The 16,827-nt window shown below is 40.6% G+C and carries 18 protein-coding genes; 3 read left to right on the plus strand and 15 right to left on the minus strand.

Annotation, left to right across the window (positions count from 1 at the left end):
* Positions 1-9: 9 nt before the first annotated feature.
* The 11 genes from mraZ to AC1VU3_RS04705 all read right to left on the minus strand — a co-directional run bounded on the left by mraZ (position 10) and on the right by AC1VU3_RS04705 (position 10,323).
* Complete coding sequence (mraZ, locus tag AC1VU3_RS04655) at positions 10-441, minus strand: division/cell wall cluster transcriptional repressor MraZ (RefSeq protein WP_480390045.1); 432 nt, start codon at positions 439-441, stop codon at positions 10-12.
* A gap of 521 nt (positions 442-962) precedes the next feature.
* Complete coding sequence (bshC, locus tag AC1VU3_RS04660; protein ID WP_482982915.1) at positions 963-2,579, minus strand: bacillithiol biosynthesis cysteine-adding enzyme BshC; 1,617 nt, start codon at positions 2,577-2,579, stop codon at positions 963-965.
* 66 nt (positions 2,580-2,645) lie between these two features.
* On the minus strand, positions 2,646-3,032 hold the full coding sequence (locus AC1VU3_RS04665) for a DUF3397 family protein (protein ID WP_480390043.1): 387 nt from the start codon (positions 3,030-3,032) through the stop codon (positions 2,646-2,648).
* Entirely contained in the window at positions 3,016-3,900 is an 885-nt protein-coding gene (locus AC1VU3_RS04670) for a ketopantoate reductase family protein (protein ID WP_482982916.1), read from the minus strand. The genes AC1VU3_RS04665 and AC1VU3_RS04670 overlap by 17 nt, the downstream gene beginning before the upstream one ends.
* A gap of 59 nt (positions 3,901-3,959) precedes the next feature.
* Positions 3,960-5,501, minus strand: coding sequence for an acyl-CoA carboxylase subunit beta (locus tag AC1VU3_RS04675; protein ID WP_482982917.1), 1,542 nt, complete (start codon positions 5,499-5,501; stop codon positions 3,960-3,962).
* 846 nt (positions 5,502-6,347) lie between these two features.
* Positions 6,348-6,560 carry an acyl-CoA carboxylase biotin carboxyl carrier protein subunit gene (locus AC1VU3_RS04680; RefSeq protein WP_480390040.1) on the minus strand — a complete coding sequence of 71 codons (213 nt, stop codon included), beginning with the start codon at positions 6,558-6,560 and terminating at the stop codon, positions 6,348-6,350.
* Positions 6,557-7,918 carry an acetyl-CoA carboxylase biotin carboxylase subunit gene (locus tag AC1VU3_RS04685; RefSeq protein WP_482982918.1) on the minus strand — a complete coding sequence of 454 codons (1,362 nt, stop codon included), beginning with the start codon at positions 7,916-7,918 and terminating at the stop codon, positions 6,557-6,559. Before AC1VU3_RS04685 ends, AC1VU3_RS04680 begins: the two co-directional genes overlap by 4 nt.
* Positions 7,919-8,277: 359 nt before the next feature.
* Positions 8,278-8,673 (minus strand): hypothetical protein, encoded by a 396-nt coding sequence (locus tag AC1VU3_RS04690; protein WP_480390038.1) that lies wholly within the window; start codon positions 8,671-8,673, stop codon positions 8,278-8,280.
* Between the two features lie 60 nt (positions 8,674-8,733).
* On the minus strand, positions 8,734-9,495 hold the full coding sequence (locus tag AC1VU3_RS04695; RefSeq protein ID WP_480390037.1) for an enoyl-CoA hydratase/isomerase family protein: 762 nt from the start codon (positions 9,493-9,495) through the stop codon (positions 8,734-8,736).
* Positions 9,496-9,585: 90 nt separating this feature from the next.
* A complete protein-coding gene (rpmF, locus tag AC1VU3_RS04700) occupies positions 9,586-9,759 on the minus strand; it encodes a 50S ribosomal protein L32 (protein ID WP_144537945.1) in 174 nt (57 codons plus the stop codon).
* Positions 9,760-9,783: 24 nt separating this feature from the next.
* Positions 9,784-10,323, minus strand: coding sequence for a YceD family protein (locus tag AC1VU3_RS04705; RefSeq protein ID WP_480390036.1), 540 nt, complete (start codon positions 10,321-10,323; stop codon positions 9,784-9,786).
* Positions 10,324-10,445: 122 nt separating this feature from the next.
* On the opposite strand from AC1VU3_RS04705, the gene AC1VU3_RS04710 reads away from it, so the two are divergent.
* On the plus strand, positions 10,446-11,660 hold the full coding sequence (locus tag AC1VU3_RS04710; protein WP_482982919.1) for a nucleotidyltransferase: 1,215 nt from the start codon (positions 10,446-10,448) through the stop codon (positions 11,658-11,660).
* Here AC1VU3_RS04710 and AC1VU3_RS04715 read toward each other — a convergent pair whose 3' ends face one another.
* Positions 11,661-12,707 (minus strand): SepM family pheromone-processing serine protease, encoded by a 1,047-nt coding sequence (locus AC1VU3_RS04715; RefSeq protein ID WP_482982920.1) that lies wholly within the window; start codon positions 12,705-12,707, stop codon positions 11,661-11,663.
* A gap of 139 nt (positions 12,708-12,846) precedes the next feature.
* Between AC1VU3_RS04715 and AC1VU3_RS04720 the strand changes: the two genes are divergently transcribed.
* A complete protein-coding gene (locus AC1VU3_RS04720) occupies positions 12,847-13,728 on the plus strand; it encodes a hypothetical protein (protein ID WP_480390033.1) in 882 nt (293 codons plus the stop codon).
* 186 nt (positions 13,729-13,914) lie between these two features.
* Here AC1VU3_RS04720 and coaD read toward each other — a convergent pair whose 3' ends face one another.
* The 3 genes from coaD to AC1VU3_RS04735 are packed head-to-tail and all read right to left on the minus strand — an operon-like array spanning position 13,915 to position 16,390.
* On the minus strand, positions 13,915-14,397 hold the full coding sequence (gene coaD, locus AC1VU3_RS04725) for a pantetheine-phosphate adenylyltransferase (RefSeq protein WP_480390032.1): 483 nt from the start codon (positions 14,395-14,397) through the stop codon (positions 13,915-13,917).
* Complete coding sequence (rsmD, locus tag AC1VU3_RS04730; RefSeq protein WP_480390031.1) at positions 14,390-14,965, minus strand: 16S rRNA (guanine(966)-N(2))-methyltransferase RsmD; 576 nt, start codon at positions 14,963-14,965, stop codon at positions 14,390-14,392. The genes coaD and rsmD overlap by 8 nt, the downstream gene beginning before the upstream one ends.
* A 15-nt stretch (positions 14,966-14,980) precedes the next feature.
* The gene (locus AC1VU3_RS04735) at positions 14,981-16,390 is read right to left on the minus strand and encodes a hypothetical protein (RefSeq protein ID WP_482982921.1); all 1,410 of its coding nucleotides are present in this window, start codon (positions 16,388-16,390) and stop codon (positions 14,981-14,983) included.
* Between the two features lie 50 nt (positions 16,391-16,440).
* Here AC1VU3_RS04735 and AC1VU3_RS04740 point away from each other — a divergent pair, with 50 nt between their 5' ends.
* Positions 16,441-16,827: a DUF7147 family protein gene (locus tag AC1VU3_RS04740; RefSeq protein ID WP_480390029.1), complete on the plus strand. Its 387-nt coding sequence runs from the start codon at positions 16,441-16,443 to the stop codon at positions 16,825-16,827.

Raw genomic sequence — 16,827 nt, forward strand, 5'->3', positions numbered from 1 at the left:
ATTTCTTTACTATATATCGAAACCAATCATATTCTCGGCAATATCATTGAAAGAGTCCTCCGAGTCCTCGAAGTAAGTCTCCCAAGCTTCCTTCGCCCATATTTCTAAGCGATTTGATACACCTAGTATGATACATTCCTTATCCATTTTTGCATAAGCACGTAAATTATTTGGAATATTGATTCGCCCTTGCTTATCAATTTCCACCTCCGTAGCACCGGAGAAGAAGAAACGTGTAAATGCACGTGCATCCTTTTTCGTCACAGGAAGCTCTTTTAATTTTTCTTCAAGCTTTCGCCATTCATTCATGGGATAACCAAATAAGCAGTTATCGAGTCCACGAGTCAAAACAAAGCAGTCCTCTAAATGATCTCTAAATTTAGAAGGAATGATTATTCGGCCCTTAGCATCGACGTTATGCTGATATTCACCCATGAACATGCTACTCACCCCACTTTATGACATTAACATACCACATCCCTCCACTTTCCTCCACTCCTTTTTTACAAAAAAAGTTTATAAATGATTAAAATGTGAAATAAGTACTTGTTGAGACAGAATAAACGGTGAACTGACAGGCTTCTTTAAGCGATTTCTCCTACAACAAGGGGATAATTTAGAAAACCATAAAGTGATTGGTAAAGCTTTTCCCTCTATATGACTTTTTATTTCATAAAGTTGGTTCTATTTAAAGAGTTTAGTATTGTCCTATTGATTCTTTATTAGCATATCTCTCCAACTTCCTGTAAACATGCCGAGTTTCGATTTAAGGGGTTTTATCACAATGACCTCTTGTCAGAGATGAAATTTGTTTTCCTAGTGGGAGTATTTCACCCTTTTACCGATATTTCTCACCAAAGAGTGTATCATCATTAAACGGTGGGGCGATGTCCCATTTTTTATTCACAGAAACAGAAAAGAGCGCTTCAAAAGTTAAACACTTTCGAAACGCTCCATATATTTTATAAGTAGACAACTTGATGCTTTCCACTAAATTCAAACGGGACATTTAGCAGATCCTTCACGATCGAAGTTCCCTGTTCGTTTAATAGCTGAATTGGACAATACGTTCTTTCTTGAACCCCTCCATTTGGTGCTAATTCCATCACCAAGCGGTCATAACGATGAATCGCCGCATCTAATTTGCCGAGCAATGTACCTTCAATCGCTTTTGTTAAATAATCAAATTGAAATTGATGATATTGCAAGTTTTTCTCCACTAATGGTGTTAGATGCAAATCATTTTTCTGTAATAAATTCTCTAACTGCTTGTACTTGGCCTCTAGCTCTGCTCTCATACCATCCACATGATCTTGTATAGCATCGTCACGATGTTCGGCAATAAGTTGTTGCTTCGCTTCCTCTACTACTCCACTCCACACATCTTCAATAGTGAAGGAAAGCCTCTCTAGCAAGCTTTGAACCTTCGTCGACATTACTGTAATGCTTAGCCTTGGTGTGATGACTGGCATTGTCATATCTAGCAGCTCAAAAGCAGGCTTTAAGGTAGCCCAGTAGGCAATCTCGCCCGGGCCAGCTATAAAGCTAAGCACCGGAAAGACCATTTCTTGCATAATCGGTCTTGTGACCACATTGTTGCTGAGCGCTTCTGGATTCTCTTGAGTGGTTTGAAGCAGCTCATCTGTAGTTAGAGAAATTCCTTTTTGTTCATTTACAAATAATTGGCCTTTTCTTTCTAATAAGAAGCGTTCTCCTTCTAGCACGTAGAAAAGATTTGCTGCATTCTCCTTCGCTTCAATCGGCGCACCATAGCCAGCAGCCACCATCATTTGTTCTTGTTCACATACAGCCTCGGCTATTTCTGGGGAGCGTTTTACCAATGTGTGAAAATATTCTCCCTCTAGCTTTCTAAGCGGCTTAAAAGAAGCATCTATAAGGAGAAGTCCTTCTTCTCCAAAGAATTCATTCATTAAAGCAGCAAAGAATTCTGTATATGTGCGATGCCTTTCAATACCCTTCAGCATACCTTTGTATAATTCTTTTGTATAAGAGGTTTCTGGTAGACTACGAAAAATGTCCTCTAAGTAAAGCTCCATCACTTCCTGATCAATCGTTGTTTCAGAGGCAATTTTCTTTACTCTCGACTTTTCAGGATACACTGCCTTGTGTAGCCTTCTACTTCTCTCTATGTAAACATGGTTTATTTCATCAATATCATGGTCTTCTCCCGCAATCCAAAAAACAGGGATTACTGGAACACCAAGCTTTTCTCTTTGTTGCTTTGCTAACGTAATAACGGAGATAGCTTTATGGATGGAATACATCGGCCCTGTTAGCAAACCTGCTTGCTGCCCACCAATTACAACCACGCCATTTTCCTTTAATTCTTCAAGATGTACTTTACTCTTTTCAGATAATCCAAATGGCTCCATATACTCTTTGATAACAGCAGCCAGCTCTGTTCTTTTATAGCCGTTAAAATTTGTATCACTTAATCTCTTATTCAAAGCATCCTGATTCCATTCATAATGAAAGAAAGAAGAAAGTTTTTCTGCTTCCTCTAGATAGGCTTGATAGAATGGGGATACGAATGGTTGTGTAAGCTGCTCTAAGCGCACGATTCTCCACCTCTTTATTATAGTACTTAACGAGTATATCACTTCCATCTTGGCAGAGAAAAATGATTAGCTTATATAATGTAAAACATATCGGATTACTCCGATTAACCAAATTAGTGCATAAACAACACATAATAGAATAAATAATAACCGCCACACTTTTCGAAATAGCGGGAGAATCTCGATTTCCTTTTTTGTTTTCCAATCAACTATAGTAAAAATGGTCGCTAGGAGAATAGAAAACACAATTAGTAGGTAACCAATATTCCCTTCAAATACCACCTCAAATACATGAGCTACCGAGAAAAACAATAGAATAGTTGTGACATCAGCGGCTAGTCCAATAGATTTCTTCCCCTTTTTCAAAACTACCTGGAAAAATAATATGGATAATACGAATAATAATGCCGGGATGAGGAGAAACAAGGATACGATGCTAGTTATGAGAATCACCTACATTCTTTTCAGTTAGCAATAAATAAAAGGTATGCAATATCGGGAGTTCTTTTTTTCGAGCCGACGCCCGCTGAAGTACTGCTCCGACAATCGTTTCCACTTCCATGAAACGACCGTTTTCTAAATCCTTTAGCATGGATGAACGATTTTGTGCTGTATTTTTACATAATTCCTCCACTTCAAGCCATGTTAGTTGATCCTCCCATTCGGGAAAGGCTTGAAGTAATTCTCGATAGATGTTTTTCATGATAGTGTTGTAGGAGGCTATTCGCACCAGATCTCCGTTTGGCACGCCCGCAATAGCGGTTAGTGGGTTAATTAAACAGTTTAATAATGCCTTTTTAAAGAGAATTTGTTCCATATCATTTGCTCTTTGAAAAGGAAAGTTCTCAGATTCACTTTGCAGAAAGTCATTCATGAAGCCCCACGTCCCTCGATACGGGCCTATTATCGTGCTTCCCACACCGGTATGGTGAACCGTTGCCACATCTTCTTTTGCAGCTCCATGCAACACAGAGCCAAATAATATTGTCTTTTGCTTTAGGGATTCTATGTACGAGATATGCAAAAGACCATTTTGAATAAATAGTAAAGGAACCTCATCTGGTAACTGATCTAGTCCCTTCTTAATAGCAGACAAGTGATGGTACTTCACAGCAATAATCACTAAATCCATCTGCTGAAGGCTGTCTAGATCGTAGACGATACGGCATGTTATTTGTCGCTTACTCGCATCTGGCTTATGTATGTATAACTCGTTGACCTCTTTGTTTCTCACGTAAAAGGTAATATTATGTCCTGCTTCAGCTAAATAAGAGCCAAATAGCATGCCTATAGCCCCCGCACCAACTATGCCTATATTCATAAAGCTCACCTCATTAAAAGGGCCCACCACTTATGGTAGACCCTTACTGTTATCCTTTATTATACAGGAAGCACTGGATGTTTTCGAGGAGCTACAGCAATTTCTTTTCCTTCATAATAATGTAAACGATTTGCCAATTCCTTACGTAGATCACTAGGAGCAACGATTTCATCAATAATCATTTCAGAAGCAAGCTTATAAATATCAATCTCTTCTTTATACTCCGCATGCTTCTGCTGTACAAATTGAATTCTCTCCTTTGGATCCTCAATCGCTTCTATCTTATTGGAATATACTGCATTTACCGCTGCCTCAGGACCCATTACTGCAATTTGTGCAGTTGGAAGTGCAATACATACGTCCGGCTCAAAAGCTGGTCCAGCCATTGCATATAACCCAGCGCCGTATGCCTTGCGTACAATTACAGAGATTTTAGGAACCGTTGCAGAGCTCATCGCTGCAATTAACTTGGCACCATGTCGAATAATTCCTGCTCTTTCCACCTTTGTCCCGATCATAAACCCTGGAACATCTGCTAGGAAAATCAACGGAATGGAAAAGGCATCACATAAAGAGATGAATTTAGCTGCTTTATCAGCTGAATCTACGAATAAGACGCCACCCTTTACTTTTGGCTGGTTGGCGATAATTCCAACTGCCTGCCCTTCAATTCTTGCAAAGCCTGTAATAAGCTCTGATGCGAATAGTTTTTTTACATCAAAGAAGCTTCCTTCATCAATCAACGCATCAATTGCCTCATACATATCAAATGGTGCATTTTGATTTTCCGGTATAATCGCTTCTAATGTTCTTCCTTCTTTTCTATCCTTCGGGTCCACTTTCTTTGGCTTTTCCGTATAGTTAGATGGGAAGTAGCTTAAATATTTTTTGGCTTGTTCAATTGCTTCTTCTTCCGAGGAAACAAGCACATCTCCCACACCGCTTACGGTACAGTGCATTCTAGCCCCGCCCATTTCCTCTAAGGTAACCTTCTCGCCGATAACCTTTTCCGCCATACGCGGAGATCCTAGATACATAGAGGCATTGCCCTCTACCATAAAGACTATGTCACAAAATGCCGGGATATAGGCACCTCCTGCAGCAGATGGTCCGAACAGTAAGCAGATTTGTGGAATGAAGCCTGAGAGTCTTACTTGGTTATGAAAGATCCGGCCAGCCCCTCTGCGGTTTGGGAACATATCTAGCTGATCAGTGATTCTTGCTCCTGCTGAGTCAACTAGATAGAGCATTGGGACTCTATTTTTTTCTGCTTGCTCTTGGATTCGAATTATTTTTTCTACTGTGCGAGATCCCCAAGAGCCTGCTTTGACAGTAGAGTCATTGGCCATGACACAGACAGTTTGGCCGTTTATTTTACCGGTTGCTGTAACTACGCCGTCTGCCGGCAGGTCTCCTGCTTCTACATTGGCGAAGCGTCCGTCTTCAATGTATTCGCCGTTGTCAAAAAGTAGAGCGAGACGGTCTCGGACGAATAGTTTGTTTTGTTCTTTCATTTTTTCGTGATATTTTGGGTGTCCCCCTGCAAATATCGTTTGGAGCTTTTCTTGTAAACGTTCGTTGTACCCCGTTGTTTCTCCCATGAATGTGCACCCCTTTGCAATTCGCCAAGCAATATGCTGGCCTTGGATAAAATGAAATGATACTGAAATCTGATTGGATTAATCCTTCTTACGGAGATTCCAATTTGATTTAGTATAATCGCTTCCTGGCGGACGCTTTCCGCGGGGGGAGCGGTGAGCCACAGCCGAACGCTAACGCGTGCCGCTGCTATGTCTCACCTGTCTCCCTCCTCCCGCCGGAGTCGCCGCCGGTCGCTTCTTCTTCACAAATATAATTGATTAACAGTGGAACCAATTAATCGTGATGTTGGTGACTCTCTTCTAGATTGCCAGTCAAAATTTAAGGAAGCCACTCTTGGTGGACAATTTCCGTTATGAATAATACTAAAATTTGACTAATGAAACTTTCTTGTGAGTTCCCACTTCAATATGGCCGCTTCCTGGCGGACGCTTTCCGTGAGGCCAACAGGATGTTGGTCAAGAAAACGTTGTCACACGATGTGACGTTCTTAGTTTTCCCTCCACTAGGCAAGCCAGTACCCAACGCTTTCGCGTGTGGTTGTGCTGTCTCGCCTGTCACCCCGCTCCCACTGGAGTCGCCGCCGGTTGCTCCCTTGTCAGAATTATATAGATTAATTTTCGAAAAATAATTAAATTTAATTAATTATGATTCTATCTTTTGAAGAGTTACTGGTCAGTATTTATATAATTGCTCATAGCAAATTTCTGTGAAGACGTGACTATGCCAGCAAAGAGCTTTTAAGCTAGCTGATATTCTCGATTGCCTATCACCCTGCTTCTTATGTAGGAAAGTGAGGGAGTCCCGCACTTTCCGAGGACTGTCCTTTAGACTAGTAAGCTAGTGTTTTATTCAAAGGTTAGTAGAACGTCGCCTTCGTTAACGAAGTCGCCAACTTGTGCGTTGATTTCTGCAACTTTGCCTGCAGCTTCTGCTTCTACTGGAATTTCCATTTTCATAGATTCCAGCACCATTACTACTTGCCCTGCAGAAACCTCTTCTCCTACTTCCACGTTTACTGTGAATACAGTGCCTGCCATTGTAGATGCTAATTTTGTCATTTTGAATTTTCCTCCCTTTGTTTTTCCATCCATTCCCCTAAAACAGATGTTGAATATACTCCACTTTTAAAATCTTCTGCGTGTAAAAACTGTTTGAATAGTGGAATATTTGTTTTTACACCTTCTATTTTAGCAGATGCGAATACTTTTTGCGCCTTCTCAATTGCTAAACTTCTGTCTTCCTCATAGACAATGACTTTGGCAATCATGGGATCATAGAATGGAGTCACTTTATTTCCAGCCTCGTACCCTGCGTCCATTCGAATATCCATTTCCTCTCCCAAAGTCATAGCCGTGATTTGCCCTGGAGATGGGAAAAAGGTTTTTGGATCCTCGGCATAGATTCGGAACTCCAATGCATGCCCCTTTGTTTGAATAAGTGTTTGGTCTTTTACTGGTAGTTCTTCGCCTGATGCCACCTTCAGCTGCCACTCCACTAAATCAAAGCCGGTAATTGCCTCCGTTACTGGATGCTCTACCTGAAGCCTTGTGTTCATTTCTAAGAAATAGAATTGATGGTTTTCGTCGACGATAAATTCTACTGTTCCTGCATTCACATAGTCGACTGCTTTGGCAGCTTGAATGGCAGCCTCGTATAGTCGTTCTCTTGCTTCTTCTGGGAAGTTTGGAGAAGGAGATTCCTCTAATACCTTTTGGTTTCTACGTTGCACCGAGCAGTTACGCTCGAATAAATGCACGACATTCCCTTGACTATCTCCAAAGATTTGTACTTCAATATGTCGAGATGACGTGATGAATTTCTCTAAGAATATTTTATCGCTTCCAAAGTAAGATTTTGCTCGTGTTTTGATAGCATCAAAATGCTTCACAAGCGTGTCCTCATCATCACAGCGAATCATGCCAATTCCGCCACCACCAGCACTCGCCTTTAGCATAATTGGATAACCAATGTCTGCTGCTGCTTTCTTCGCATCTTCCAGAGAGGACAGACCCTCCTCCGTGCCTGGCACAACCGGAACTCCTGCAGCAATCATTGTTCGTCTTGATTCGATCTTATCACCCATGCGTTCAATCGTTTCGGCCTTGGGACCGATAAATGTAATGCCTGCCTCCTCTGCTTTTCTAGCAAACTCAGCATTTTCTGAAAGGAAGCCGTATCCCGGATGAATTCCGTCTACCCCTTCTCGTTTGGCAAGCTCGATAATATCATCACTTTTTAAATATGACTGATTCACTTGACTCGGGCCAATTAAAAAAGCATAATCAGCTTCCTTTACAAAGGGAAGATCTGCGTCTGCTTCTGAATAGATAGCAACCGATTCAATATGTAGCTTCTTGCAAGTTTGAATAATACGACGTGCGATTTCTCCCCTATTAGCAATTAATATTTTTTTCATACGAAAATACCCCCTTGCGAATTTTTCCCCTCTTTCAGTCTAAACGAATTATGAAAGCGAATTCAACTTTCAATCCAATATTTTCTTTTATTACCTAAAATAAAGAGAATAAGGCCTAGAAAATTTGACTTGTTCTCGAGTCTTCAATCGTCTAGCGCACGGAAATTCATGTCTATCGCAAGTAACCTTCTACCAATCGCAAGCATTTCTTACTAGACTGCAAGTATCGGACGACTGACCGCACCTAAATCAAACAGCACCGCATGTATTTCCTTTTCTCTACCTGCTCAGCTATCCATACATCCCACCAAAAATAAAAAAGAATCTCTTTGAATAGGAGATTCTTTCACTTATGGTATCTATGTTTTTTCGATATGCTTAATGCCTTGCTTTGCCCAGCCCAGCAATACTTCATAATCTTTCTTTAAAAGATTGTAAGCCTGAGAGATTTGATCATAGGATTGCTTCATCTCATCGTAGCTCTCCATTGCTAGCTGGAGGTGATTTTGTAGAGAGGAGGAATCAGCAACCTCTTTCACTTTCTCTTTAGGAGCCTTTTCTTTTGGAAATAGCAGAGGTCGAAGGTTCTTGTTCCATCTAAATGCACACGCCTGCTTAGAGCGACCCAACAAAACGCTCGCTTCCTGGAAACCTGAGATTTGTGTATGACCTTCCTCTATTTTTTTTAAGACTAGTTCTTTTAGTAGATTGTCTTCTTCTTCTGTCCAGCTATCTTTTCTTAATTTCACAGTCATCTCAATCACCCTTTGCTTTTTTATTAATATATGCAAGGGGGGAGTAAATAGACTCTCGTTTTATTTTCTTTTTGATAAAAATAACTCTACTGCTTGATGGTGTTCTTCGTGTTCCCAAAGGATCGAGCAAGCCTTGACCTCTTCCTGTATTCGTTCCCATAAGCCGGTATTCTCCCACTTACGAATGGCCTGTTTTTTATAAGCTCTCAAAACGCTTGCGTGTGGAAGCTGCATTTTTTCTATGAAACTTTCCAGCGCTTGCAGTTTATCGCCTGCATAGGTCTGTGTTGCCCATCCAAATGAAAGAAGCTCATCTGACTGGTAAGGAACTGCCTCTGTTAGCATGCGCATCGCATGGTCATGCTGCAATCCCTTTTCTAAGAGGTAGCTGCCTCCGCCCCAACCAGTTGTGATTGCAAGCTTCCCTTGAATAAAACCACATTTTGCACCTTCCTTTACCAAACGGTAGTCACAGAGAGTAGCAATCTCACAGCCACCTCCCACTGCAGTTCCATTGATGAGAGCGATGGTTGGAACCTCTAACGTCGCAATCTTATACAGCGTTTTGGCAGCTTCAATAAGCATATTATAGGATTCTTCTTCTGTTTTCAGCTTATGGAAAATCGATAAGTCTCCACCAGAGCAAAAGGATTTTTCACCTTTTCCTGTTATGACAGCAAGCTTAATCGTATCATTTTGTCGAACGATATCGGCCATCTTCTCTAAACCCTCAAGCACTTCGAAATTTATTGCATTATGTATAGACGGTCTCGCAATTTCAAAAATTAGTACGCCGTTCTTTTCGGTTAATGTATATGCCATCAAACCAAACCCCTTATTTCTAGATATAGAGAAAAAGGCTACCGAAGAGCCATGGTCTCTTTGGTAGCCTTTTGGAAAGCAAATACTGTATTATTTGCTCACTACTTCTTTCCCTTTGTATTGACCGCAAGATTTACAAACTCGGTGAGCCAATTTCATTTCACCACAATTTGAACAAGCAACCATACCAGGTACGGATAATTTAAAGTGTGTACGACGCTTTCTTTTTACAGTTTTAGAAGTTCTTCTAGCTGGTACTGCCATTGGTGGCACCTCCTTACAGATCTATTATTCGTCTGTTTGATCAAAATACTTAGCTAAATCAGCAAGTCTCGGATCCAATTTTGGTTCGTCATTATCTTTCTTGTCTTCAAGCTCTTCATCAGTTGTATAACTCCAGCCTGCTCCACCCTCATGTTTAAATTGGTCTGCGCCTTCTTTATACACTTGAAGTGGGATTTCTAGAAGAATAAGCTCCTCTAGGACTGGATCCACATTAATCACGTCGCCTTCCACCACATGAAAATTATCATAGGCTTGTGCATTCGCAATTGCTGCTTCAGACCAGTTAAATACTTCCTCTGATTCAATCTCGAATGGAAACTCTACATCCTCCCAAGTGCGTGCACATGGTAGAATAAGTGTCCCGGAAAGATGAAAATGACAATTCATTTGCGCTGCACCAAATGTGCAATGCCCTTTTACATGAACGGGTGAAATCTCTCGAACGTCCTGGTTTCTTTCCTTCACATTATCCAGATTAACGTATTCATCTAAAGTTAACCCTTTTTCACGATATTTTGAAAGCTGATGAATTACCCATTTCATACGATTATCACCTCAAGACAACAAAGTTGATTATATAATGACTAAATTTAGATGTCAAGATAATTTCTTGTCACTACTTTATTTTAACATTATAATTTCTGTAAGGAAAGGAATTGATTCGAATGAGAGCCACCGGAATAGTAGTAGAATATAATCCATTTCATAACGGCCATTTGCACCATTTACAAGCCTCTAGGAATAAAACCGAAGCTGATGTAATGATTGCTGTTATGTCAGGTAATTTTCTTCAACGAGGCGAGCCAGCTCTTGTCGACAAGTGGACAAGAGCTAAAATGGCGCTCCATGCTGGAGTCGATTTAATAATCGAGCTTCCGTATGCCTTTGCCACCGCCCAGGCGAGTGATTTTGCCAAGGGGGCTATTTATAGCTTAGACGCGCTTAATTGCCAATCCTTTTGCTTTGGAAGCGAGGAAGGTTCCCTAACGGCCTTTAACAATACCTATCAGCTGTTGCATTCTCGTAAGGAAGAATACAATCATGCTATTGCAGAAGCTGTGCAACGAGGAATCAGCTATCCAAAGGCATTGAACGAAGCATATAAACAGCTCGCTGGAGATTCTACTAACTCCTTGGTGGACCTATCTAAGCCGAACAATATATTGGGCTATCACTACATGGAGGCAGCCTATTACCTTGGTTCTACGATGAAGCCAACGACGATTCAGCGAATTGTAGCTAATTATCATGATGATGCAAAACAGACGGAACAGATTGCAAGTGCCACCGGTATTCGTAAATTACTGTTTGAGGAGCAGGACCTATCGGCCATTCAACAGTATATGCCTACTACTAGCGCTGTAGCGTTAGTGGAGTGGCATAGAACGGCAGATGCTTTTGGTAGCTGGCAGCACTTCTACCCTCTTCTACGTTATGCAATTCTGAAGCAAGATCAAAAAGAATTGGCGGCATACGCAGAGGTCACAGAGGGAATGGAGAATGCTATTAGGGAGGCGGCGCTTACTCATACCTCTTTTCTTCCTTTTATGGAACAAATAAAATCGAAGCGATATACTTGGACTAGGATTCAACGGATGCTTACCCATATATATACGGGGTTTACATGGGATCAGCTGCATAGCATTGATTATCCTACATATATCCGCCCACTTGCTATGAACGAAAAGGGCAAGGCCTATCTGAAGTCCATAAAAAAAGACTTGCAGCTCCCCCTAGTGAGTAGGGTGGCTGCAAGCAAGGAAAATATACTGCTACAGCTGGATGTAAAAGCTGCAAATCTCTATTATTTAGGGTTGCAAAATACATTTGGTCATCATATGATCGGCAGCGACTTTAAACAAATTCCGATCATCGAATAATTATTTCTTAGGCGGAAGACTTTCTAAATAATCCAAAGCATCATCAATTGTTTTGACAGGTACGATCTTCATGGTTGTACCTATTTTTTCGGCTGTTTTCATAGCTTCCTCATAATTTGATAAGACATCTGGATTCTTACTTAAGACTTCCGGATCTATATCATCGTCTGGAGCGAACATGATGTCGTTGCCCTCTTTATCCGCAGCGATCACCTTTAAGTCGATTCCACCAATTCTACCAACCGTACCATCCTCCAGCATTTCCCCTGTACCAGCTATTTTATAGCCCTTTGTAATATCCTCTGGCAACAGCTGATTTAAGATTTCTAACGTAAACATCAAGCCGGCTGATGGTCCTCCAATCTCCTCTGAATTGATTTTTACAGGCGGAGTCGTCTCTACGATTTTGTTTTCTGCGTATTCGATGCCGATCCCAACGGTGCCTCTTTCAGGGATCATCTGAATGGTAACCTCTTTGGTTAACACCTTATCGTCACGTTCAATTTTTAACGTGATGACATCTCCCTCTTGCTTATCAGCCAAATGCTCTCCAATAGCTTCTCCACTAAGCTCCGGAAGATTATCCATCTCTAATATTTTGTCTCCAGCCTGTAAGATACCATCCGCACCACTTCCATCCACTACGTTAAATACGAATATTCCATGGTTCGTAACGGTGAAGGGTTTATTGGCCCTATCAAATGCAACTGTGATGGCATTAAACTGAGAATCAGACATAAGCTTTAATTGGCGAACATTATATTCTTCTTCATCTTCGTCTTCTCTTCTAACCTGGCTTTCCTTATAGATTTTATGGTTGTCTGCTACCTTTGCATAAGCATAGGTAAGTGGTGTAGCCTTTGCTAAAGCGATTGTGAGTAGACTAAATGTCCCCTCATCATTCTCGTCTCCACCTGCTACCTCTACAAAGGGTGATAACTCATAGGCTCCTCCTGGTCTGGAGATATACGAATCCAATGGATAAAATCCCAAAACAGCCAAAGCTGCTATGACAAAAAGAAGGATGAGTGACTTTCTCTTCTTCATAAGTTATCCCTCTCTTTCATAAATACATTACATAAGTTAGTTTATCACTTCCATATTTTTCTGACAAAAGATTTTCCGGTCTAACATCATATTCATATTAATTGAGGAGTACTCCTCAAAGATAAAGGATGAGACAAATATGCATCTAATTATTACCATTGGCAGCTGGGCACTTATTGTACTCTTATTTTTACAGCCAGGTGTTTCTCACAAAGGCGCTTTGGAGGGCATGAAGATATTCACTTCCTCACTGATGCCTTATCTTTTACCTTACTTAGTTATTACCCAAATGTTTATTAGAACACAGCAAAGCTTCTTACATACGACGAATAAATTTAAGCTTTACATAAATATTTACTTACTTACAGCAGTTGGTGGTTTTCCAAGCGGAGCCTCTATTATCTCCTCCTTAAAGGAAATAGGTGTGTTAAATGCCCGGAATGCCAGCTGGCTGCTAGCAATCTGTCACGCTCCCAGTCCGATGTTTGTTGTCGGCTTTGTGGGAATTGAAATTTTTCATGCAGAAATTGCTGGGCTCAAATTATTGTTGGTCATCCATCTAGTCAACCTACTGTTTCTTTTCATTTTCATTATTTTTTCTAAGCCTATACAGCTCCAACAGGTAGAAAAGAAGCAATCCGCTTCGCCTTTTCAGGAAAGCATTAAGGAAACCTCTCAAATACTCTTATTGATTGGGACAACGGTTGTATTCTTTACGACAATCAGCTTCATTGTCTTCGAAACTATTAAGGGGATACTGCCTACCATCTCTCCTTATCTATTAGTATTTGTTGCTTCGTTTTTTGAAATGACTGGCGGCATCAGCCTAGCAGGACAGTATTTATCCTCTAGCAGCGTCTTGCCAGCTATCGTGGCAATCATTATAGCCTTCAGTGGTATTAGTATTCATATGCAAATAATTGTGCTTGCACAGAAAGCAAAAATCTCGATTAAAAAATATCTCTTATTCCGTTGTCTACATGTACTGATGATTCCTATTATTTTTTATTTTATAGGGTAGTGGCTTTCCGCTAGAAAAAGAAAAACCCTTCCTGGGCGTATCGCTGTTTAGCAACGCCATTGGAGGGTTTAGCTTTTACATAAAGCGGGTTCATTATCCTAGGTTGATTTTTCCGGTTGGTTTCTTCGGGATCGGTAAAGGCACCGTTCTATTCAACCACAGCCGAGAAGAACCATTCAGTTAATGTTACTTCTCAAATTTCATTTTAAGTGCATCTTCTACTTCCTCTGGAACCAACTCAGAGATATTACCACCGTATTTCGCAACTTCCTTTACGATACTTGAGCTGAGAAAGGAATATTGGTTCTTTGTCATAATAAAGAATGTTTCTATCTCATCATTCAGTACGCGGTTCATCGAAGTGATCTGCATTTCATATTCAAAGTCCGAAACAGCACGAAGCCCACGAATGATTGCACTCGCTCCAATATTTTGTGCATATTCCATTAATAATCCAGAGAAAGTATCCACTCGCACATTTGGAATATGAGAGGTTACACGTTTGATCAGCTCTACTCGTTCCTCGACTGAAAACAAAGGGTTTTTGGATGAATTATTCAATACTACCACATATACTTCTCCAAAAACTGCTGCGCCTCTCGTAATAATATCGATATGCCCATTCGTAATAGGGTCAAAACTTCCTGGTACTACTGCTATTTTATTCAATCGAATTCTCCTCTTCAGAGGGGCTGCGGTATATGGAGATAATCGTCCCTCCATAAGCTTCACGTCTTACCAGCTTAAACTGTCCGTAAGCATCTGGAAGCTCTACCCCTTTCTCATGTTCGCACATAATGATTCCACTCTGGCTCATACATCCCTTTTCCACAATGACAGAAACTAAGTCATAATAAGAAACTCGTTGGTAAGGCGGGTCTACAAATAGTAAATCAATTTTTAAGCCTCTTTTCTCAAAGGCTTTTACCGCTCTTGATGCATCTATTCTGTAAATTTCACTTTGTTCCTCTAGCCGGCATTTCTTTAGATTTTCATTAATCGTTGCAATTGCCTTTGCATCCTTTTCAATAAAAATACAAGTATCTATGCCTCTGCTCAAAGACTCTATGCCAAGCCCACCACTTCCAGCAAACAAGTCCACTGACAATCCTCCATCAAAATAAGGACCGATCATATTAAAAATGGATTCCTTAACCTTGTCCGTTGTAGGACGTGTATTGGAGCCAGGGACAGCCTTTAAGGGCAGTCCCTTCTTGGTTCCCGAAATTACTCTCATTTTATTACTCCTAGCTTATGAAGATATTCTTTCCGTTAAATAAATATCTTTCTCATTTTTTTGAATGTCTAATAAAAATAATCGAATCATCCAAGCTTCCTCTATATATATTTCAGCGCCTATCTTCTCAAATGGAGCTGAAAATGCATCATATCTTTTCTCGTTATATACGTAAAATGGTTCTTCTACAGGAAAGCGGAATGCACGGGATTCATTTTCCACATATAACCCCTTATCAGGTGTATCTCGGTAGCTATATCCTAATGCCTCTAATAACGGGTATGCCTTATAGAGAATTTTTCCATCCTTTAAAAGGACGTGTAGATCGTCGCTCTGCTCTTCATTCACAAGTACCTTTCTAGCATCTTCAAACAACAATGGGAATTTGTCCTTTGTTTGAAGATTAGCTGTAAAAAAGGAGCTCTTCAGGTCAAGCACTTTAGATAAATGACGATCTAGCTTCTCCCCATCTACATCCTTTAATTTCGTCAGTCCTGTGCTCCAAGCATTTAGCTGCTCCTTCGTAAAATAGCTGCTTAACTCGTTATACATCCAAACCGATTTAGCTGACCCCAGCGGCTGGCCTACTAAAAAGCTGCTAACTACCTCTGCCAGAAGAAGATTATCCGGAGAAATATTATATTGCAGGGCAATATTTTTCACAATCAGCTCTCTTTGCATGGTTGCAACGTCTTGATTCTTCAAGAAAAGAATCGAGGAAGCATCAATCTTCCCTTGCTCACCCATGAGGACAGAGATATGTGCTTGATTGGTAAACACTAAATCGTCTAGCAGTTTCGTAAAGCCCTCTGCCAGCTTCTCTTTAGAGTAAATTGTAAAGGCATCATTTTGATAGACAACAGGGAGCTGCTCCTTTTGCCAATAAATCTCTGAAACGTCCCCTTCACCAAATGCTAATGTATAATCAATTAGCTCTAAAGAGGTATTTCCTAACGTCGGAAGTCCGGTTACCCACATACCTCCTCTTTTTCCCTCATCCGTAATATGAAGCGTGGTATATGTCACTTCCCCATTTTTTAATTTGGCAGTGAAATCTTGTACAAGATTTTGCGACTTCCACGTTTCATCTAAAGAAATTTCATAGGAGATACTTTGCTGGGTACTTTCTCCTTCCTGAAAGGAAGAAAGGTCCTCGCCAAGTCTTTCACAGCTCTCTGTTGCTTCTAGGTGGCAGCTTCTGCTCGTACTAAGTGCAGGCCAGTGGATGACCATCTCTTCTTGTGGAAGATTATAAAAATGCTGCTCCACTATAAGCTTTTCCTTTTGAAAGGTTAGTTCTATTTCCTGCTCATATTTATATGATTGCTCATCTACGCTAGAGGAGTATACATCATATTGAAATAACAAAAGGACACAATTGGTTACAATAAGTATGACAGATAAACAGCTTACAATTATTTTCATGGTCTTGTCCTCCAGCTAAGTGGTAAGATAATTTGGAAAGGAGTGTTTATATGATACAACGATTTATAGAGCTTGGTGAGGGATTCGGAGATGTATTTGAGCTTTGTGAGCTTGCTAGAGTGAATAAGGATCGTATTCACCGAGCATTTATCTTCACCTCTACGAACGCTGGAAAAGAGCATATATCTCTTGCAGTCGCTTTAAATCCCATCAATAGTGCAAACTTTTTTCCAATTTATATTTGTCGAGAAGGAATCACAAACAATCAGCTGGAACCGAAAAGACTAACTGTCTTCAAGGAGGCGCTTGGAGCTTTACAAATAGAGCCAGTGCAATTAAGTGTAAAGCATTCCTCGACGTTTGCTGAATCCCGATTATTCTATCAGTATGTCATCGGGATTCTTCGATTAAACAATTTAATCCCGCCGTTTCAGTAA

Source organism: Psychrobacillus sp. Z16_25, from assembly GCF_056856695.1.